The 19,517-nt window shown below is 44.4% G+C and carries 18 protein-coding genes; 7 read left to right on the plus strand and 11 right to left on the minus strand.

The window, feature by feature from the left end; translation table 11 throughout:
- From L4B77_RS14385 to L4B77_RS14405, 5 genes are all read right to left on the minus strand, one after another.
- Window positions 1–1,526, minus strand: a 1,526-nt coding sequence (locus L4B77_RS14385; RefSeq protein WP_429751238.1) for a vWA domain-containing protein, incomplete at its 3' end; no start/stop codon positions are given.
- Window positions 1,519–2,511 carry a vWA domain-containing protein gene (locus tag L4B77_RS14390; protein WP_429751240.1) on the minus strand — a complete coding sequence of 331 codons (993 nt, stop codon included), beginning with the start codon at window positions 2,509–2,511 and terminating at the stop codon, window positions 1,519–1,521. The genes L4B77_RS14390 and L4B77_RS14385, both read right to left, overlap by 8 nt.
- Window positions 2,504–2,998 (minus strand): DUF4381 domain-containing protein, encoded by a 495-nt coding sequence (locus L4B77_RS14395; RefSeq protein ID WP_429751242.1) that lies wholly within the window; start codon window positions 2,996–2,998, stop codon window positions 2,504–2,506. Before L4B77_RS14395 ends, L4B77_RS14390 begins: the two co-directional genes overlap by 8 nt.
- Window positions 2,995–3,921, minus strand: coding sequence for a DUF58 domain-containing protein (locus L4B77_RS14400; RefSeq protein ID WP_429751244.1), 927 nt, complete (start codon window positions 3,919–3,921; stop codon window positions 2,995–2,997). Before L4B77_RS14400 ends, L4B77_RS14395 begins: the two co-directional genes overlap by 4 nt.
- 10 nt (window positions 3,922–3,931) lie before the next feature.
- A complete protein-coding gene (locus L4B77_RS14405) occupies window positions 3,932–4,888 on the minus strand; it encodes an AAA family ATPase (RefSeq protein ID WP_429751246.1) in 957 nt (318 codons plus the stop codon).
- 314 nt (window positions 4,889–5,202) lie between these two features.
- On the opposite strand from L4B77_RS14405, the gene L4B77_RS14410 reads away from it, so the two are divergent.
- Both L4B77_RS14410 and L4B77_RS14415 read left to right on the plus strand, forming a co-directional pair.
- A complete protein-coding gene (locus L4B77_RS14410; protein WP_429751248.1) occupies window positions 5,203–7,122 on the plus strand; it encodes a methyl-accepting chemotaxis protein in 1,920 nt (639 codons plus the stop codon).
- Between the two features lie 208 nt (window positions 7,123–7,330).
- Window positions 7,331–7,534 carry a restriction endonuclease subunit S gene (locus L4B77_RS14415; RefSeq protein WP_261840630.1) on the plus strand — a complete coding sequence of 68 codons (204 nt, stop codon included), beginning with the start codon at window positions 7,331–7,333 and terminating at the stop codon, window positions 7,532–7,534.
- A 281-nt stretch (window positions 7,535–7,815) separates the two neighbouring features.
- Here L4B77_RS14415 and malK read toward each other — a convergent pair whose 3' ends face one another.
- On the minus strand, window positions 7,816–8,928 hold the full coding sequence (malK, locus tag L4B77_RS14420) for a maltose/maltodextrin ABC transporter ATP-binding protein MalK (RefSeq protein ID WP_261840631.1): 1,113 nt from the start codon (window positions 8,926–8,928) through the stop codon (window positions 7,816–7,818).
- Window positions 8,929–9,590: 662 nt separating this feature from the next.
- Between malK and malE the strand changes: the two genes are divergently transcribed.
- The 3 genes from malE to malG all read left to right on the plus strand — a co-directional run bounded on the left by malE (window position 9,591) and on the right by malG (window position 13,328).
- On the plus strand, window positions 9,591–10,775 hold the full coding sequence (gene malE, locus L4B77_RS14425; protein ID WP_261840632.1) for a maltose/maltodextrin ABC transporter substrate-binding protein MalE: 1,185 nt from the start codon (window positions 9,591–9,593) through the stop codon (window positions 10,773–10,775).
- A gap of 79 nt (window positions 10,776–10,854) precedes the next feature.
- Entirely contained in the window at window positions 10,855–12,426 is a 1,572-nt protein-coding gene (gene malF / locus L4B77_RS14430; RefSeq protein WP_429751251.1) for a maltose ABC transporter permease MalF, read from the plus strand.
- Between the two features lie 11 nt (window positions 12,427–12,437).
- Window positions 12,438–13,328 carry a maltose ABC transporter permease MalG gene (gene malG / locus L4B77_RS14435; RefSeq protein WP_261840634.1) on the plus strand — a complete coding sequence of 297 codons (891 nt, stop codon included), beginning with the start codon at window positions 12,438–12,440 and terminating at the stop codon, window positions 13,326–13,328.
- A gap of 589 nt (window positions 13,329–13,917) precedes the next feature.
- Here malG and L4B77_RS14440 read toward each other — a convergent pair.
- The 3 genes from L4B77_RS14440 to L4B77_RS14450 all read right to left on the minus strand — a co-directional run bounded on the left by L4B77_RS14440 (window position 13,918) and on the right by L4B77_RS14450 (window position 16,144).
- Window positions 13,918–14,163 carry a hypothetical protein gene (locus L4B77_RS14440; RefSeq protein WP_176679285.1) on the minus strand — a complete coding sequence of 82 codons (246 nt, stop codon included), beginning with the start codon at window positions 14,161–14,163 and terminating at the stop codon, window positions 13,918–13,920.
- Window positions 14,164–14,422: 259 nt separating this feature from the next.
- Window positions 14,423–14,926, minus strand: coding sequence for an acyl-CoA thioesterase (locus L4B77_RS14445; protein WP_261840636.1), 504 nt, complete (start codon window positions 14,924–14,926; stop codon window positions 14,423–14,425).
- Between the two features lie 324 nt (window positions 14,927–15,250).
- Window positions 15,251–16,144 carry a DMT family transporter gene (locus L4B77_RS14450; RefSeq protein ID WP_429751254.1) on the minus strand — a complete coding sequence of 298 codons (894 nt, stop codon included), beginning with the start codon at window positions 16,142–16,144 and terminating at the stop codon, window positions 15,251–15,253.
- 98 nt (window positions 16,145–16,242) lie between these two features.
- Between L4B77_RS14450 and L4B77_RS14455 the strand changes: the two genes are divergently transcribed.
- Window positions 16,243–17,031 (plus strand): AraC family transcriptional regulator, encoded by a 789-nt coding sequence (locus L4B77_RS14455; RefSeq protein ID WP_261840638.1) that lies wholly within the window; start codon window positions 16,243–16,245, stop codon window positions 17,029–17,031.
- A 390-nt stretch (window positions 17,032–17,421) separates the two neighbouring features.
- On the opposite strand, the gene L4B77_RS14460 is transcribed toward L4B77_RS14455, so the two are convergent.
- A complete protein-coding gene (locus L4B77_RS14460; RefSeq protein ID WP_429751257.1) occupies window positions 17,422–18,003 on the minus strand; it encodes an outer membrane protein in 582 nt (193 codons plus the stop codon).
- Window positions 18,004–18,399: 396 nt separating this feature from the next.
- Here L4B77_RS14460 and aphA point away from each other — a divergent pair, with 396 nt between their 5' ends.
- Window positions 18,400–19,113: an acid phosphatase AphA gene (gene aphA / locus L4B77_RS14465; RefSeq protein WP_429751259.1), complete on the plus strand. Its 714-nt coding sequence runs from the start codon at window positions 18,400–18,402 to the stop codon at window positions 19,111–19,113.
- A gap of 173 nt (window positions 19,114–19,286) precedes the next feature.
- On the opposite strand, the gene L4B77_RS14470 is transcribed toward aphA, so the two are convergent.
- Window positions 19,287–19,517 (minus strand): hypothetical protein, encoded by a 231-nt coding sequence (locus tag L4B77_RS14470; RefSeq protein WP_261840641.1) that lies wholly within the window; start codon window positions 19,515–19,517, stop codon window positions 19,287–19,289.

A 19,517-nucleotide genomic window follows, 5' to 3' on the forward strand; every position in this document is an offset into this window, starting at 1 on the left:
TGACCTTGCTGACCTTGCTGACCTTGCTGACCTTGCTGACCTTGCTGACCTTGCTGACCTTGCTGACCTTGCTGACCTTGCTGACCTTGCTGACTTTGTTTGTTTTGGTCTTTGGATTTAGAATCGTTTTGCTTTTGCTGCTTTTGCTGCTTTTGCTGCTTTTGCTGCTTTTGCTGCTTTTGCTGCTTTTGCTGCTTTTGAGCTTGCTCGACAATCTCTAAGTTCTTCTTCGCATAAGCATGGTCAGGGTTCGACTTTAGAATGCGTTTATATCCTTGTATCGCTTGGTTGTACTTTCCCTGTTTTGCTTGTGCATTGGCGAGGTTATAGCGGGCATCTTCGCTAGAAAGGCCTTGCAGTGTCTGCTCGGCGGCTTTAAAGTCACCGGCTTTGTATTGCGCAACCCCTTTCCATTCTTGTTGTTTAAACTGCTCGGCGGCTTGTTGAAAGTCCTTATCTTGATATAACTGATAACCCACTTGGTCATCGCTTTTCCAAGGGCTCGCAAACGCAGTATTGGGTTGGCTGAATGAGACAAGCGCAGCGAGACCGCACCAAATGATTCCTTTTCGGAATAACCCAAGTGCAGGCAGCAATAGGAAAGGCAATAGCCAATAACCGCTGTTCACTCTGGTATTGAGTGAGTTATGGGTTTTCGTCACTTCTGATGTCGTCGCAATCCGGTTCAGATAGCCCGCAATGTGCTCAACATCTGAATTATCAACTTGCACCTCACTGAACGTGCCGCCAGAGCGACGAGTCAGGTCGCGCATATTGTCCAGGTTGGTTTTTGCAACCACGGTTTGCCCTGAATCTGTCTGTAACATCGAACCGCTTGGTAGCGAGATCGGTGCGCCACTTTGGGTGCCGACAGCCAAGATTGATAGTGTCCAATGGCTATCTGAGAGCAGTGAGTCGATCGCTTTCTTTTCTTGATCATCGATGTCGTCGGCAATGAGTACTAGATCCCCTTGGTGGATATGAGCCCGAGTCATCATCTCAATCGCGAGTTTGACCGCTGATGGTGCATTACCGCCTTGGAATGGCATGATGTCTGGAGACAGATTAGGGACTTGATTCTTAATGGTATTGATGTCTGAGGTTAACGGGCTAATGGTGTAAGCATCACCGGCATATGCCACCATTCCTGTGAGGCCCTCTTTCCATAATGAAAGCAGATCCAGCGCCTTATATCGAGCCTGTGTTAAACGATTCGGTTTAATGTCTGTGGCATAAAGAGACATCGACATATCCATGATCACAACGCGCGCCTGTGTTTTTTCAAAACTGGGCTGTTCATTTTTTTCAAAGCTTGGGCCAGCCAATGCGATGACGCCTATTAGCCACCAAAGACCAAAATAAGTGCTTCGGTTTTGTGATGGTTTGCCCGATTCAGGGGCTAAGACACGGGCGATGTGTGGCGCGAATACCCCTTGCTTTGATTGTCTCTTACTGAGCCACCAAATAGCAGGCAGCACGGCGAGAGCGAGGAACCAATACGGGTAGATAAAAGTAAAGTTAGACATTGTTTCTCCTAATGGCTAACAGCATAAATACGAAGAACATGGCCGCAGACAGTGGCCATACGAACCACTCTTGTTGTGGTCGCCATATCTTCGTCACGTTCGTCACGGGTTCTAGGTGGTTGATGGTGTCGTAAATCGTTGATAGCTCTTTGCTGTCTCGTGCTCGGAAGTATTGCCCACCAGTGCGTTTGGCGATTTCCATTAGCGTACGTTCATCCAAATCTTGAGCGGTATTGACCTTACGAGTCATGAAGAAGTCTTTAACCATCATTTCACCCGCACCGACACCCACGGTGTAAATTGTCGCATGGTATTTCTTTGCAATATCTGCCGCTTCTAGTGGATCTAATACGCCCGCAGTGTTACTGCCGTCGCTGAGTAAGATCATTACACGTTGAGGTGCGTCACTGTCGACGAAGGTTTTAGTCGCAAGGCCAATACCATCACCAATGGCGGTTTGATTACCAATCAGCTTCAGTACGGCTTGATTCAGTTGTTGTGAAAGCGTATCTCTGTCCAGTGTCAGCGGGGTCTGCAAGTAGGCGTGATCAGCAAACAGCACTAACCCAACTCGGTCGCCTTTGCGCTGCTCGATAAAATCACTCAAGACATGCTTTACTGCGGATAAGCGGTCGATGTATTCGCCATTGAACTGCATGTCTTCTTGACTCATGGAGTAGGAGAGGTCGACAACCAACATTAAATCACGGTGTTTCGGCTGGAACTCGACCGGATCGCCATACCAAACGGGACGTGCCATTGCTGTCACCAATAAAAGCCAGATAATGACCGATAACGCTTTGGGTAAGCGACTGCTCGGTGTTTTAGTCTGGCTGTCTTCGGGCAGAAACGGCAGTCTTAGGACATTGCTTGATTCTGATTTTGGCGACAACCAATAAACCAGGAGCGGTACTGGCGCAAGGAACAACATCCACCACCAAACAAATTCAATATTGAATAGTGCGTTGTTTAGAAAATCAATCATAACGACCTCGCTTTGGAGGAAGGGCTTTACGAAGCCAGGTTTCACAGTCGTTAACCAATTGCTGGTGAGCTTTTCTCTGTTCGTCGTTCATTGAGGTTGTATCTTGGTAGAGCGTTTGTTGCCATTGTGCTTGCTTGGTGGCAAATAACGGCTTCGCTAATTGTGAATCTAAGAACTTCAGCCAATCATCACCCGCTAAGCCTGCGACTTTTTCTCGTGGGAAATAGCTCAGTGCAGCCTGACGAACAATGTCTTGTGCCTCACTTGGAGACGGACTGCTCTTTTGAGACCGGTTGTTTTTTTTATGAAAGTAGGCGAGAGCTTCGTTCTTCGCTTGTTGTTTTTTTTGTCTGCGTTTCACAATGAAAAACACTAAGGCGATCAGAGCAATGGCCGTGATAATGACAGCCCACCATCCCCACGCCAAGGGCCACCATGACGGTGCACTTGGCGTAATGATAGGGCTCAAGTCGAGAGGTTGATTCATGACTGAACTCCTGATACTTGGCTCATTAACGATTGCGCACTAGAGAGTGAACTATAGGGAATCGCCAGAGACAATCCGACCTTTTCTAACTGCCGTTTTTTCAACAAAAATGCACGATTCAGTTTTTCCTTTTCTTTGCTTGAGGAGAAATTTAACCATTGTGTTTTGTTGCCATCGGTAACTTGCTTGGAGCCTTTGTATGCAGTTTCACCTTGCTCTAAAGGGTCGTAAAAGTGCACGAAACGCACTCTGTTATGACGACGTATTTGGTTCACAAGTGAGTAGTCACTTTCTCGGTAACGGACAAAATCACTGAGCATAATAATATCACTGCCCTTCGGGCAAAGCTGGTGAAGAGACTTCAGCCCATGCTCTAAGGTCGTGTCGCTGTGAGTGTTGTGGTTAGTTAACGCGGCATTATTGATTTCGATGATTTTTTGTAAAATCCGCAGTGGAGCATGGTTGCTCGCACTTGGCTTGATCTCAATGATCTCTTGGCCAGTATCAATCACCGCGCCAATTCGGTCTTTTTGAGCCACAGTGAGCCAGCACAGTTGGCTAGCAAAGTGAGCAAGTTGAACCGATTTCAGCAATAAGGTTGAGCCAAAAATCATACTGCTTGATAGATCCAAGAATAAAATGACAGGCTGCTCTCGTTCTTCAGAGAACAACTTGGTATGTGCTTTGCCCGTTCTGGCTGTCACACGCCAATCTATGCTGCGGATATCGTCGCCCGCTTGATATCGACGAACTTCAGAGAAATTCATCCCACGGCCTTTGCGGTTGCTCTCGTGTTGACCGTTAAGCTGCGACCAAAGACTTTTAGCGGGAGGTAACCAGCGAACAGACTGCGCTTTGTATTGCAGCAGCTCATCTAGATTCAACGTAACGCCGTCACTATGGTTGGGTAGTTGATTATTCATGCGCGTATCCCTATGCGCTGCCAACCAATGAAATAAGGTGTGCGATCACTTGGTTTGCGGTGACACCTTCAGCTTGTGCGTGGTAGCTGCGCAGTAAGCGGTGGCGTAACACAGGGAATGCCATCGCTTGAACGTCTTGTGGCGTAACATAATCTCGTCCTGCAAGCCAAGCATGAGCACGGGCACAACGGTCTAACGCAATGGTTGCACGCGGGCTGACACCCATGTCTAACCATTGATCAAGTTGGTCACTGTATTGCTTAGGTTGGCGAGTCGCCATAACCAGTCTGATGATGTACTGCTCAATGGTGTCTGCCATGTGAATATTGAGCACTTCTTGTCGTGCTTCGAAGATCGTTTGTTGAGAAATAGGCTCGGGTTGAACAGGTTGGTTTCCTTGAGCCTCGCCTCGATTCAGGCGCAAGATCTCAAGTTCACTGTCTATATCGGGGTAAGCCACTTCCAAATGCAGCAGAAATCGGTCTAATTGAGCTTCTGGCAGCGGGTAGGTTCCCTCTTGTTCAATCGGGTTTTGCGTGGCCATCACCAAAAATAGGTCTGGAAGAGCATACGTTTTTCGACCTGCAGTTACTTGCTTCTCAGCCATCGCTTCCAACATTGCCGCTTGAACTTTCGCCGGAGCACGGTTGATCTCATCCGCTAGAATGAGCGAATTGAAAATTGGCCCGGATTGAAAAGTGAATTCACCGGTTTCAGGGCGGAAGATGTCAGTACCGGTAAGGTCTGCTGGTAATAAGTCAGGGGTAAATTGAATACGGTTAAAGTCTCCTTCAACGCAGTCAGCCAAAGATTTAACGGCACGAGTTTTCGCTAATCCTGGAGGCCCTTCGACGAGGATATGACCATCTGCCAATAGGGCGATCATTAGCTGTTTAACGAGTTCTTGTTGGCCAATGATTTGAGATTCTATATATTTTTGAAGGACTTCGAAGTTTGTTTTGTGCATTTTTGGACTCTCTGGGTACCATTTAATTTCTATTTTGAGTATTGGTCACTGGCTATGAGTAAAAAGTTCCAGTGTATCGGTGTAATTTATTTTTTCAAAAATGGAGTGATTTACAACTGGTTAGCTAAAAATACCACTGATTCATGTTGTTTCGCATCCCCATCGTATGGGCAAATTCTGACGAGAATATCCTCTAGTTTTATTGGTTGTGGCCGATACATCAATCAGGTTAGGCACCACGTTTTGTCGGTGCATTAACAAAAGTCCTGTTTAAGGTCTACGAATCATGACTGATTTTTGGTAAAGGTCCACATATGCTTAAAAATAACTCTCTGAGTATTAAACAAAAAGTTTTACTCGGTATCACTTTCGCGGTACTTGCATCTACGATCGTTGTGGGTGCAATGGCCCAACAACAAGCAAGAGATGTATTGAGTCATCGATTGACCGATATTGAACTTCCAGGAATGCTGGAGCGAATTAATGGTGAAATTGATCGCGAAGTCTCTCAGTTATTGTTAGCCGCAGAGCAAATAGCTTCCAATGAGTTTATTTCTGACGCTATCGTGTCAACAGAACGTGATCCCGCCCAAGAGGCGAAGCTGATTAAACAATTGAACAACGTTGTCAATCAATACCAGTTGAATGATGCCTCGGTAGCGAATCGCCAAACGGCATACTACTGGAATCAAGATGGCTTTCTACGTCAGCTAAACCAACAACAAGATGGTTGGTTCTTTGGTTTTACACAATCGGGTCAGAAGACCATGGTCAGTATGTTTCAAGAGCCGGCTACGGGTGAAGTGAAAATGTTCGCTAACTACCAACAGCCTTCTGGCATAGCGATGTCTGGTTTATCTAAATCGATGGATGACATGGTCAAACTTCTGAACAGTTTCAAGATTGAGAAGACGGGTTTTGTCTTTTTGACGGATAGCCAAGGTGATGTACAAATTCACCGCGAACGCTCACACAGTGGCTCTTCACTGCAACAGCTGTACGGGCCTCAATCGAGTCAGTTATTGAACAAGTCTGGTTTCAATTTGATTACGAGTGAAAGCCAAGGGCAAGAGGTATTTGTCGCCAGCTTGTATGTATCATCAATGGACTGGTTTGTTATCGGCGTGGTACCCAAGGATGAGGTATTTGCTGAGCTCGACGCAACTGGGCAAAAGATGTTGATCATGACTGCGGTCGTGGCATTAGTCTTTATTCTAATGGGCATAGTGCTAGCAAACAGCATTACTCAACCAATCAAGCTCCTGGCTAAGCGGTTCCAAGCTCTTGGTGAAGGCGATGGCGATCTTGCACAGCGTATTGAAGTGAAAGGTAACGATGAAATTGCACAACTTTCTGCAGGCTTTAATGGCTTCATTGACAAAATTCATGAATCAATGAAAGAAGTGTTCTCGACCAGCCAAGCGCTTCAGGTCGCGGCAGAGAGCGTTTCGAATAAAGCGCATGTTACCCATAATAATAGTCAAGAACAACGTGATCAGACCCTTCAAGTTGTCGCAGCGATTAATGAAATGGGAATGACCATCAGCGAGATTGCATCAAATGCAGCAACAGCCGCAGAAACGGCCACTCAAGCTTCGGACAACACAGAAGTCGGGCGCACAGTGGTCAACAAAGCAAAGGATGCGATTAGTCGCTTGGCTCAAGATATTGAAAGTACGGGGCAAGTCGTAGAGCAGCTCGCATCAACCACACAAGACATCGGCTCCATTTTGGGTGTGATTCGAGATATTTCCGAGCAAACCAACTTGCTGGCATTGAACGCGGCAATTGAAGCTGCACGTGCTGGTGAGCAAGGGCGTGGCTTTGCCGTTGTAGCGGACGAAGTTCGTAACCTTGCTAGCCGCACAGCAGACTCAACAGAAGAAATTCAGAAGATGATTAACCAACTGCAAAGTGATGCAAAAGATGCTGTTGCGGCGATGAGTGCAGGACAAGTGATTACCCTTGAGGGGGTATCGGCATCGGATGAAGCCGTGGATGTGCTTGGTGGTATTTCCGGTCGTATTGTTGATATTTCTGACCGCAATACTCAAGTTGCCACCGCAACGGAAGAGCAATCAACGGTGGTTCACACCATCAATCAGAACATTGAAGAGATCAATGCAATCAACGAAGTGACCACTGGTACCGCTGAGCAACTTGCTGAAGCAAGTCAAGAGCTTAGAGAGCTGTCTTCACGTTTAGATAAGATGGTTGGTTCTTTTAAGCTTTAATTGCTTTAAGCCTTAATATGGCACAGGCTTGTGCGATAGACGAAGAGCTGGGTTCACTTAAACGTGAATCTGGCTCTTTTGCTTTCAAGCTTGTCGCATTTTAACTGACGTTCACTTGATCTGGTTTCAAGCTTTGTACTTAATCGTCCTAGCATCATAGGGCGTAAATGAGTAAAATCTCGTTAAGTTTAATATTTAGGTAAGTACCATGAGCGATTTTGAAAAAGAACTAGAGCAGATAACTCAAGAGATGGGGGATGAGCCAGAAGTCCAACTCCCATCAATTGAAGAGCAAAAAGCGATTGTTGCTGAATTAAAGCGACTAGAAGCCGAAGGAAAACTGACGCCGGACGTGTTAGAAAAGCATTTTGGCCAGTTCAACAAAACAAGTGATACGCCGCCAATCCACTAAGTTGGTTTAGACGGTTCTTTTGCCTGAAAAGAATGCGATTAGCGGTTGGGTTGATAGCCTGACTCATCGATAAAGGTCTAGCGGTTGTTAGGCCTTTTTTATTGCCGCTAGCATAATGATAACAATGGGTAGGAGGCGCCACTGTCGGTAGCCGTTACTGTCCGGACCTGCGGGTGAAGCTTTTCAATGACATCTGAAATTTAGTCTCGGAAGATGAAAAATCCCCCGTACTCAGTAAGAGGGATTCGATATGGACAAGTTATCTTAAAAAGGCTAAACGATTAGTCTGTGCCGTACTCTTTGTATAGGCGACGACATGCGCGACCATCACTGTGGAATAAGTGACAACGGTTCGCTGGAATACCAATCGCCAGTTTATCGCCGGGTTCAACCGTTAATGTGTCTGGTTGACGGTAGATAACGTCAGCATCGGCACTGTCAAGATTTAGATAAACCTGAGTTTCGTTACCGAGTTTTTCGACGATCATGACTTCCCCTTCAATCGTCGCATCACCGACTTCAGCAGGCATCAAGTGTTCAGGGCGCACTCCCATCGACATACGGTCACCCTCATTCACCGTGGTACCGTCAACAGGGATCCAGAAAGTCATGCCGTTTGAAAGTTGTACTAATACGCGTTCTGCTTCAGCCTTTTCAATGTGTACTGACATAAAGTTCATTTTCGGTGAGCCAATAAAACCCGCCACAAAACGGTTTTTCGGATAGTGGTATAGGTCAAGTGGCTTACCGACTTGAGATACGTACCCACCATCAAGAACAACGATTTTATCAGCCATTGTCATGGCTTCCACTTGGTCGTGAGTCACGTAAATCATGGTGCAACCAAGTTGACGCTGCAACTTAGTGATTTGCGAACGCATTTGAACACGCAGTGCCGCATCTAAGTTTGATAGTGGCTCATCAAGTAGGAATACGTTGGGTTGAGAAACCAGAGTACGACCAATCGCAACACGTTGACGTTGGCCACCAGATAACGCTTTAGGTTGACGTTCAAGAAGGTGTCCTAACTGAAGAATTTCAGCGGCATGTTCAACTCGTTTATCGATTTCCGCTTTATTTGCGTTTGCCAGCTTAAGACCAAAAGACATGTTGTCGTAAAGGTTAAGGTGAGGGTAAAGCGCATAAGACTGGAATACCATACCCACACCACGCTTGGATGGCTCAACATCATTCATGCGTTGGTCGCCAATGTACAAATCACCAGACGTAATGTCTTCTAGACCTGCGATACAGCGTAATAGCGTCGATTTACCACAACCTGATGGTCCAACGAATACTACGAATTCACCTTCGTCGATGTCTAAGGTTACGTCCTTAGAAATCTGTACATCACCATATGATTTATAAACGTTTTTTAACGTGACACTCGCCATCTAGCTTGTCCTCGATCGATCAAATTTTAAGTTTTACTGCTTATCATTATAAGGAGTTTTTTGGTCTAAGCAGTAACTGTAGGAATTAGTTATTATTGAGTGAGAAAGAAAAAGTGGGTGAGACTTAGATTCGATAACCAAGCCCACCCGTCATAGCCAAACTGGCGTCTATTGCCCCCACATCGAACGAAATCTCCCCCGTGACTCAATCACAGATTTCGCACGATGCGAATAGAACGACAGCGGGCAGTCAAGCCAACTTAATGAACAATGTGGTGACACATGACACTGGCTGGTAAAGGGTTCTTACTATCCACTCTTGGATGAATGCAGTTTCGGTGAAATCGCATGAGGGTACATCCTCCCAACGCAAAATTAACGAGGGGGAGTAGCAGGGGAGGAGTTGATAAACCGGGTTCTTGATTATCAGCGATCCAGTTCAAATAAATACACCCCATAACGGTGATATTGATCACGATGAGTATGTTTTTTGTGATTTCAGTCTCTAATCTGACGCGATGGCGATCACGATTTTAAGCCATAATAGCTAGGGCGTAGTGACTAGGATGATGAGTTAGGGGGTGTTTTCTCAGATCATACCTCTGAAAACTGGCTCGTCTTAGTTGATGTGCTCTACGTATAAATATAAAAAGGATATTGACATGAAAAATGCTCTAAGCGCTGTAGCTCTAGGTACATTAGTTGCTCTGGGTTCTTTTGCTGCAAATGCTGCTATCGAAGAAGGACAACTAACAATCTGGGTAGGTGGTGACAAAGCTTATGAAGGCATGGCAGAGGTAGGTAAACGTTTCGAAGAAGATACGGGTGTTAAAGTAACCGTTGCTTTCCCTGATAAACTAGAAGAGAAATTCTCTCAAGTTGCCGCAGCGGGTGATGGCCCTGACATGATTTTTTACGCACACGACCGTTTTGGTGGCTTTGCAGAAGCGGGTCTTCTTGCAGAGATTAAACCTTCTAAAGAGACAAAAGAAGGTATCGTAGACTTTGCATGGGATGCTGTGTCTTACAAAGGTAAAATCATAGCTTACCCAGTAGCGGTTGAGTCAGTTTCTCTTATCTACAACAAAGCATTGGTTCCTAACCCTCCTAAGTCTTGGGAAGAGATTCCTGCGCTAAACGCGAAGCTTCAAAAAGACGGCAAAAAAGCGATCATGTGGCCTCTACGTGGTGGCGCTTACTTCACATGGCCGCTACTTGCAGCTGACGGCGGTTACGCATTCAAACAAACGGCTGAAGGTTACGATGTTAAAGATGCCGGTGTAGCGACAGATGGTGTTGAAAAGTCTCTAAGTTTCATCGAGAAAATGGTGCAAGATAAAGTTATTTCTGCGGACATGGATTACTCAGTTGCTGAGTCTGAATTCGTTGCGGGTAACGTAGCGATGACAATCAATGGCCCTTGGGGCTGGGCAAACATTGATAAATCTGGCATAGATTATGGTGTAACGACACTGCCTAAATTTAACGGCAAAGCATCTAAGCCTTTCGTTGGTGTCTGGGCTGGTGGTATCAGCACGGCTTCTCCAAACCGCGATCTAGCTGTTGAGTTCATGGAAAATTACCTACTCACCGACGAAGGTTTGAAAAGCCTGAACGACGATAAACCGCTAGGCGCTGTGGCACTCAACTCTTTCCAACATCAATTAGACAGCGATACTCGCATTGCTGCCACAATGGACAATGCGATGAATGGCGAAATCATGCCTAACATTCCTCAGTTCACCACATTTTGGTACAGCATGGAAGAAGCGATCGGTAACGTAGTTGACGGTCGCCAAACCGTTGATCAAGCGCTGAAAGGTGCTGAAGCTCGAATGACTAAGTAATAAGTAAGCTCAACCTTTAAGGAGGGGGCAACCTCTCCTTACTTTTCTATTTTTATCTATATCGTTAGCAGGTTCCTCTATGCAGTCAATTCAAGGTTCAGATGCGATTCCAGCACCTTCAAGCCTCCCAGGCAATAAAAGCGTCTTCATCAAATGGGGGGTGCTTGGTAGCGTTGGCTTGATTAATGGCTACGCTACAATCTTAATGTATTCTCGCGGTGAGCTCGCATTCGCGCTGCTTACTGTAATCTTAACGGCTCTGGCTCTTTATGTTTTTGGAAGTAAGAAAACTTACGCCCACCGTTATATATACCCAGGTATTGCCGGAATGATCTTGTTCATTCTTTTTCCTTTGGCATACACCGTAGGGCTTGCATTTACTAACTACAGTGCGAAAAACCAGTTGTCTTTAGAGCGTACTCAAACCGTTCTGTTAGATCGCACTTTCCAAAGTGGCGATAGTTACCCATTTACTCTGTACAAGACCGATAACGGTCATCAGATCGTCGTCAAAGATGGCGACCAACTATTAGCGACGGATGTATTTTCTCTTGAAGAGATGACCGATAAAGATATGTATCTATCGGTGATTGCGTCTACACAAGGCAAAAAAGAGCAGATCAAAACGATCATTCAAAACAGAGCGGCGATCAGCGGTGTCGATTTCCATCTGCCAAACGGCGATGACATCCGCATGAGTGGCTTGCGTAAATTTGCTGCCGTGACACCGCTTTATACCCTTCAGAACGACGGTGAAACGCTATACAACAATGAATCTGGCGAAACCTTGAAGCCCAACATGGAAGTGGGTTTCTATCAACCCGTTGATGATAATGGCGAGTTTACGGGTAACACTATCTCTCCAGGTTTTGTTGTAGAAATCGGAACGGCTAACTTTGAACGTGTTTGGAAAGATGACGGCATTAAAGAACCGTTTATCAGTATCTTTATATGGACGGTTGTATTCTCGATTTGTACGGTAGCGTTCACACTGGCGATCGGCTTGATTCTGGCGAACATTGTACAGTGGGAAGAGCTGAAAGGGCGCGCCGTGTACCGTGTTCTGCTGATTCTGCCTTACGCCGTACCAGCGTTTATTTCGATTCTGATCTTTAAAGGCCTATTTAACCAGAGCTTTGGTGAGATCAACATGGTACTTGAGAGTATCTTTGGTTTAAGCCCTAACTGGTTCTCAGACCCTATCTTGGCGAAAACCATGGTGTTGATTGTTAACACATGGCTAGGTTTTCCTTACATGATGATTCTGTGTATGGGTCTACTCAAAGCGATACCTGAAGATTTGTATGAAGCATCAGCGATTGATGGTGCGAACTTCATTGATAACTTCAAGCGCATTACGTTCCCATTGATGATTAAACCGCTCACTCCGTTATTGATTGCTGCGTTTGCCTTTAACTTTAACAACTTTGTCATGATTCAACTATTGACCAACGGCGGCCCGAACATGATCGGTACTTCTGAGCCAGCGGGTTACACAGACTTGCTTGTCAGCTACACGTACCGAATCGCCTTTGAAGGCGGCGGCGGTCAAGACTTCGGTCTAGCAAGTGCTATCGCAACGCTTATCTTCCTATTAGTGGGTGCACTAGCGTTACTCAACCTTCGTTTCACTAAACTGTCTCAAGATTAAGGAGCACGACAATGGCTATGGTACAAGGTAAAGGCCTAAAATACCGAGTGTGGGCAACGCATGCAGTGTTGTGGTGCTTCTTGGCAATGATTATCTTTCCACTACTGATGATCATCGCGATCTCGTTCCGTGAAGGTAACTTCGCAACGGGTAGCTTGATTCCGGATAATCCATCTTTGGAACACTGGAAATTAGCTCTGGGCATGTCAGTGACGAACGCAGATGGCTCAGTTACTCCGCCTCCATTCCCAGTGCTGACTTGGTTGTGGAACTCCATTAAAGTCGCGGGTATTACCTCTATTTTGATTGTGGCACTGTCTACAACATCGGCTTACGCATTTGCTCGTATGCGTTTCAAGGGGAAAGAAACGATTCTGAAAGCGATGATGATTTTCCAAATGTTCCCAGCAGTACTGGCTTTAGTTGCTATTTACGCGCTGTTTGACAAACTTGGCCAATACATTCCGTTCTTAGGCTTGAACACCCACGGTGGTTTGATTTTCTCTTACCTAGGTGGTATCGCACTGCATGTATGGACGATTAAGGGTTACTTTGAAACGATTGATAATTCTCTGGAAGAAGCCGCGGCACTGGATGGTGCAACGCCTTGGCAAGCATTCAGACTGGTTCTACTGCCGCTGTCTGTGCCAATCCTAGCGGTTGTATTTATTCTCTCTTTCATTGGTGTTGTTGGTGAGGTGCCAGTTGCTTCAATCCTATTATCGGATGTGAATTCATACACGCTTGCAGTAGGGATGCAGCAGTACCTATACCCTCAGAACTACTTATGGGGTGACTTTGCGGCAGCGGCTGTACTTTCCGCTCTTCCAATCACGATCGTGTTCTTACTTGCTCAACGTTGGTTAGTTGGTGGATTGACGGCAGGTGGTGTAAAAGGATAAGCTGTACTTTATAAGAAAGAAAAAGAGCGACCTTTAGGTCGCTCTATATTGGCATTTTTATTACATCATTTGGTTTGGCCGCCGATCAGTAATAAAAATAACCCTCAGGTTACGCATAGCTGGCCACTAATCAGGTTCCTTACGCTATTAATGATTAGTGGTTTTTGTAACTCTAACCCAAGTATTTACTTGGTTTTTTTTATGCCTGCTACTTTTTTTGGTCTCCACTCAAACGGTCAAAGGCCGTTCTAAAGCTTCGAGTCATCTCTCTCTTGAATCTCTTGCGTCTCGTTTCTTCTACTTGAAGTTATGAACGAGTCTCACAAATCAGACCCTAGTATAAGAATCTATTGCTCTATTGATATGTTGCGAATAATCCAATGCGTGATACTTCAATGATTTACATGCAACAAATGCAGAAGTTACAGAGAAAATGTAGATAGAAACGTAAGGGTGCTGTGAATCTTAAAGTGTTATAACTCAGGCTTATTGAATAAAGTTAAGGCAATCGCGATAGCAAATGGTCAACACTCAACGCCGAGGTCTATTCGGGTCGATAGCTAAGGACTGTGAATGGCAAGTGGGGACATTAAAACTCTTTGTTAGAGGGGGCACAACCCAAGTGTTGCAACAACACATAGATGCTTTCTTGATCGAGCGCGACACGGCGAAAGAGATCCGCAAACGTCGGGTCACCGCCAAAACACGTTTGAATATAGTGGTTGATTTCATTGCTGTCGTAACCTTCGACGTACAAAGTTCTAACCCATTGGTACTCAACAGCCTTTAAATTGTTCAGTGTAGATTCGCTAAGAGTGGGGCGTGTGACGCTCAAGAGTAGCTCCAGAAAATTGAATACATCCATTATGATTGGCGGTATTTAACCAGAGCAAAATGACGACTGTATGACAGTCAATTGAAACAGGTGAATAAGCCGCCCTGATTCATTTCAATCTTGAGTTAAGTATTAAGAGCAGTACACGACATTGAGTGTGTCGTGGTTCTGTTTATGCGAATCAATATCAGATAAACCAATGCCAAGCACGGGCTTGGCATTGTCATCAGGTTTTATCGGGTAGAGTTGCTGGTGGCCCTTACTTAAGGTACTTCACATGAGCTTCCATCTCTTCACCGATCTGTTTTCGCATGTTCATTAGACGAATAGCCGAATCTCTTAATTCGATGTCTTCTGGTGTGTTTGGCTTCCATTCTGGCACTTTAGTCGGGTTACCGTTCTCATCGACTGCGACCATAATAACGATACAGTGAGTCGTTAAGCGGTTGTTGAGCTCTTTAGGATCGCTCGCTTGCACATCAATCGCGATATGCATGGAAGATGACCCGGTATAGATGACCTTGGCACTGACCTCAACAAGGTTGCCAACATGGATCGGTGCAACGAATCGAATACCGCCAGCGTAAGCCGTAATACAATATTTGCCACTCCACCCAGCAGAACAAGCATAAGCCGCTAAATCGATCCATTTCATCACCGCACCACCATGAACTTTACCACCGAAGTTCACATCTCCAGGTTCAGCGAGAAAACGCAGAGTCACGTCTCGTTTGCCTTTTCGTGGGTTATCGTTACTGCTCATCTATCTTCCTTTATTATTGTGCTATATAACATGCTGATTACTTGCTAGTAACAATATACATGAGATGAGAGAATTTAAAGTGGGTAATCTCACGCTTGAGACTAATTTTTCAAACGGGTGACCCACCCATGAGTATTGATGGCTACAGGTACCGGAGGTGATAGATAAACGTAAGTCGGCTATTTTAAGAGTAAGTGGAGAAGGGGTTATAACAAAAAACACCTAGCGTGATGCTAGGTATTCCTATGCAGGTAGATACCTCATACAGCGGCTTTTCTCATATGAGTACTTTGATGTACGCTAACCAACCGTTGCCCGTTTGATCTAGCTTTGCTGAGGTAAAGGTAATTTAAGTTTTGGTTTTCTTTTTATTTGCGCAAGAATGACCCCTGAAATCACCATCACACCGCCAATAATATGGAATTGGTTAACGGTTTCACCGAGCCAAGTCGCTGCCAGTACTATCGCAATAACAGGCATCAAGTTCATGAACATGGCACTTGAATCAGCACCGATAGTATCGATGGCTTTCACCCACATCCAAGGTGCTAATATTGAGGCGGCAACTGCTGCGTATGCGATCAAAGGAATCGCTTGTTGTGAAGGCATGAGTTGATCGCTGGTTAACCAAAGTGGCGTCAGCATTGCAACCGCAAATATTCCTTGCATGTAAATCACCACCCAGTTACTGATGGGCATTTTCCAGCGTTTCAACAATACACAGTATGAAGCGTAAACCAAGGCCGCTATTAACATATAGCCGTCACCCTGTGTGAGTTGTTGATGGAGGAAGAATAAAGGGTCGCCTTTGCCTAGCATTAGCGCTAATCCTGAGAGAGACAAAATACCCCCCACAATGCTCAAACTCGAAATAGATTTGTGTAATAAAGGAACGCTGAGAAAAACACTGATTAATGGCACCAATGAAGTGATCAGCGCCATGTTAGAAGCCGTCGTGGTCAAGCCTGCGTAATAGCCTAAAGATTGATTTAAGACCATACCTAGAAAGGCAAGGAAAGCCAGTTTAGATAAGTTAGGTTTAATCACTGACCATTGCTTGATAACCGATTTAATACAGAACGGTGTGAGAATTAACATCGCAATGAACCAGCGATAAAAACTCATCGCGCTTGGTTCAATAGTGCTCGCGGCCAGTTTATTGACGATAGCATTTGCACCCCAAATACAGACAGTAAAAAATGGTAAAAGATAGTGCATGTGAATTCCGTCGAAAATAAGTTGATGCAGCTAGTTTGACAGGTCGTTATACTTACAGATATCTTTAAAAAGACATCAGACGCGACAGGAAGACAAGTTTGAAAAAACATTCAAGAAACCTTCATCCATCCTTATCAATCGAAAAAGCACCATCGAATGTATTTATGAATTTCGAAGCTTTTTTATCGAACACGGAAACTCGGGTGCATAGCCACCCTTGGGGACAAGTACAGTTGATCAGTGGTGGGATCCTTGAAATGGAAGCAGAAGGCACACGTTTTTTAGCGCCTCCGCATTTAGCGATTTGGGTACCTGCTGGGGTCATGCACTGCAGCTACAACCGTAAACCTTTGGAGTACTGCTCCCTGAACATTGCTCATGAGTTGACTCACCATCTGCCTGAAAAAACCAGCTTAATAAAGATCACACCCATTGTGTCTTCGATTATTGATGACTGTCGCCAACGCGGTATTAGTGTTGCTCAAAGTGAAAAAGATCAGAGGCTCGTTCAGGTCTTACTGGATCAATTAGCTGAGCGACAAGTCGAGCACCATTTTTTACCTTCCACTGATAATAAGTACCTTGCTCCGATTCTGGCGGCTATAGAAGAAAATCCGACCGAAGAGATTTCACTCAAAGACTGGGCTGATAAGGTGCATGCGACCGAACGCACTTTATCGCGTCATTGCCAAAGTGAGTTGGGGATGAGTTTTACTGAATGGCGATTGCGAGTACGATATTTATATTCAATGGATCTTTTAAGAAACGGGCAGTCCGTTAAAGAAGTGGCACTTACATTAGGGTATAACCAAGCAAGCCCCTTTATTAGCATGTTCAAAAAATACGCAGGTTTGACACCAGAACAATATAAAAATCGTTTATTGTAAGGAGATTGGGGTAGAAGCTTATTCGAGGTCGAAACAAAGTCATATATGCGCTTTTAAATACTACGATACACCTTTAAAACGACACCATGTTCCAGTGTTAACTTGCTTGCTTGGTTGCGATATTTAAGGGCATGAATGTATATTGACATATTTCGTTAGTCAGCGTCGGCTTAATATACTGAGGCGTTTGCGAGTCGCTCAAAACAATCAGATCGCGCTTTTATCTGGGAGGAGTGATATTAGCTATAAAGGCTGAGGTTCAATGATGCTCGAATGACGTCGGTAAAATCAGTATTAAGAACAAAAGAACAAGATGCTCATACATGAAGCCTCTTGTTCTTATGCGCTTAAGAACGGATTTCGGGGCGATAAAGCGGCCATATCCTAAAATCAAAAATTATAGCGCACTCCCAACGTGATGCCTTGAACAACCCAGTCTCCTTTAATGCTTTGGTTTTGGATTTGGATTTTTGCATTGGTCTTACGATATCTATAACCCACTGAAAAATCTAAATTATCAAACATGTAGCCCACTTCTATACCGGCTTGGTATGAAAGCCACCTGTCAGAACCTGAATCTGAATATGGACTCAAGTGAAACGTTGCTTCACTGTTTACAGAACCCACGCCGAGGATAAGTGCACTGTATAAGTTGTTGCCTTCATTAATAAATTTGGGACGAGCATTAATGTAAAACGCATCTCCTTTAAGTTTGAAGCTGTCAGGACCGTCAGAATCTTCAGCGTTTCCCAAACGTTGGTATTCGAGCTCTAAGCCAAAATCGACACTAGGGTGTATCGGTAAGTTATATCCAATAAATACGCCTCCACCTAAGTCATTGTTTTCATCAATCGAAGCTGAACCTAATTTTGTATTGTTAACTAGAAAAACATTACCACCGGCGTAAAATTGATCTCGATCTGCAGCGGAAACACTTGCACTTAAGAGTGCTAATACAACAAGCTTTTTCACGTTAAAATCTCTTCTGTAGGAATAAATGAAGTATTCTGTGCTTAGTTGGCACTAATTTCAATTCGCTAGAACAAATTAGGGATTATTATTTTTATTTCAGCCTATTACTGAGTTTTTTGTCAAAAATATACTGGCTTCACTGGAGCATTTAATCGATCTTTTAACGACGATGACTGTTTCAGTCTCTGACCAAACTTATGAATCCGATTTTGCAGCAGAAAATAGCTTGTAATAGAGAGTCTGGCAACGTATTCGCTGTTTAAAAGGGCTCACTTTAGAATGAAATCATAGTAGGAATGGTGAAAACTAATCTTGTGTCGAATGAATACGCTCCCAAGAGGCGTAAGATCTGGCAAAACAAACGTTTAAGCGTACCCACTCTCACTAGGATTAAAAATGAAAATGAAAATGAAAATGAAAACGAAAACGACTATCACAATAGCACTTACTGCCCTTTTTTCGGTATCAGCATTCGCATCGACTCATGCTACGATGGACATGCACAGCCTTTCGAATCAGGTATCAACGCAGTACCCTGATATAGCTTGGACGACGGTTGATAAAATTGCATCAGAGCTTCCTGAACAGCCGATTGTTGTTGGCTTAGATATTGATGACACTATGTTATTCTCAAGCCCGGTTTTCTATTACGGTAAACAAAAATACTCTCCAGACTCGTTTGATTACTTAAAAAACCAAGATTTTTGGAATGAAGCTTCTACTGGCCTTGATCGTTTTTCTATTCCCAAAAAGTCGGCGGTTGAATTGGTCACAATGCACTTAAAACATGGTGATACCGTTTACTTCATTACTGGTCGAACGGCTCCTCAGGGTCAAGAGACTTTAACCACCACTCTGCGAAACATTTTTCCTAAACAATACAAAGAGCAAATTAAGCCTGTCGTTTTTGCCGGTTCTTTAGACAAAGTTCAACAACTCAAAATGGCTAAAATTTCTCAATACTATGGTGATTCAGATAAAGACATCACCAGTTCTCGTGAGGCGGGTGTAAAAGCTATTCGCTTCCTACGAGGCGCACAGACAACGTATACACCGTTGCCTCATGCTGGTAAGTATGGTGAAGAAGTTCTTATTAACTCAAATTACTAAAATTACCGTTACTCGATCTGAACAATAACATTATGTTTTAGCTGGCGCAGTGTGACTCATTGCGCTCGCTATCGATAACTCTTGTTGCCATCGTCTGAATAATTGGTGCAAATACGACGAACCTGTTCAAGCTATAGATGATCTTGAACAGGTTTTGTATATACAGGCGTAACTTAAACGTTGGAATGTGCTTTTTTCTTCTTTGATTTGAAGGCTTTCATTGAGATTTTTAAAACGAGTTGTTCTTGTTTCGCTGAAATAAGCTGCTTGGTTAAAGCTTTGTGGTGTAGGTCCGTGATAAAGCTCTTTTCCCAAGGGGTAAGGCGGTCATACTTAAATAAAATAATGTCATTAAGTACATTGAATAACTCGTATTGGTTTTTATCCATGCGATTGTTTAGCAT

The organism is Vibrio minamisatsumaniensis, assembly GCF_050337445.1.
Taxonomy (GTDB): domain Bacteria; phylum Pseudomonadota; class Gammaproteobacteria; order Enterobacterales; family Vibrionaceae; genus Vibrio; species Vibrio artabrorum.

Coding starts and splice junctions, on each gene's coding strand:
- L4B77_RS14390 (WP_429751240.1), bottom strand. CDS start 2,511: ATGATTGATTTTCTAAACAACGCACTATTCAATATTGAATTTGTTTGG.
- L4B77_RS14395 (WP_429751242.1), bottom strand. CDS start 2,998: ATGAATCAACCTCTCGACTTGAGCCCTATCATTACGCCAAGTGCACCG.
- L4B77_RS14400 (WP_429751244.1), bottom strand. CDS start 3,921: ATGAATAATCAACTACCCAACCATAGTGACGGCGTTACGTTGAATCTA.
- L4B77_RS14405 (WP_429751246.1), bottom strand. CDS start 4,888: ATGCACAAAACAAACTTCGAAGTCCTTCAAAAATATATAGAATCTCAA.
- L4B77_RS14410 (WP_429751248.1), top strand. CDS start 5,203: ATGCTTAAAAATAACTCTCTGAGTATTAAACAAAAAGTTTTACTCGGT.
- L4B77_RS14415 (WP_261840630.1), top strand. CDS start 7,331: ATGAGCGATTTTGAAAAAGAACTAGAGCAGATAACTCAAGAGATGGGG.
- malK (WP_261840631.1), bottom strand. CDS start 8,928: ATGGCGAGTGTCACGTTAAAAAACGTTTATAAATCATATGGTGATGTA.
- malE (WP_261840632.1), top strand. CDS start 9,591: ATGAAAAATGCTCTAAGCGCTGTAGCTCTAGGTACATTAGTTGCTCTG.
- malF (WP_429751251.1), top strand. CDS start 10,855: ATGCAGTCAATTCAAGGTTCAGATGCGATTCCAGCACCTTCAAGCCTC.
- malG (WP_261840634.1), top strand. CDS start 12,438: ATGGCTATGGTACAAGGTAAAGGCCTAAAATACCGAGTGTGGGCAACG.
- L4B77_RS14445 (WP_261840636.1), bottom strand. CDS start 14,926: ATGAGCAGTAACGATAACCCACGAAAAGGCAAACGAGACGTGACTCTG.
- L4B77_RS14450 (WP_429751254.1), bottom strand. CDS start 16,144: ATGCACTATCTTTTACCATTTTTTACTGTCTGTATTTGGGGTGCAAAT.
- aphA (WP_429751259.1), top strand. CDS start 18,400: ATGAAAATGAAAATGAAAATGAAAACGAAAACGACTATCACAATAGCA.
- L4B77_RS14470 (WP_261840641.1), bottom strand. CDS start 19,517: ATGCTAAACAATCGCATGGATAAAAACCAATACGAGTTATTCAATGTA.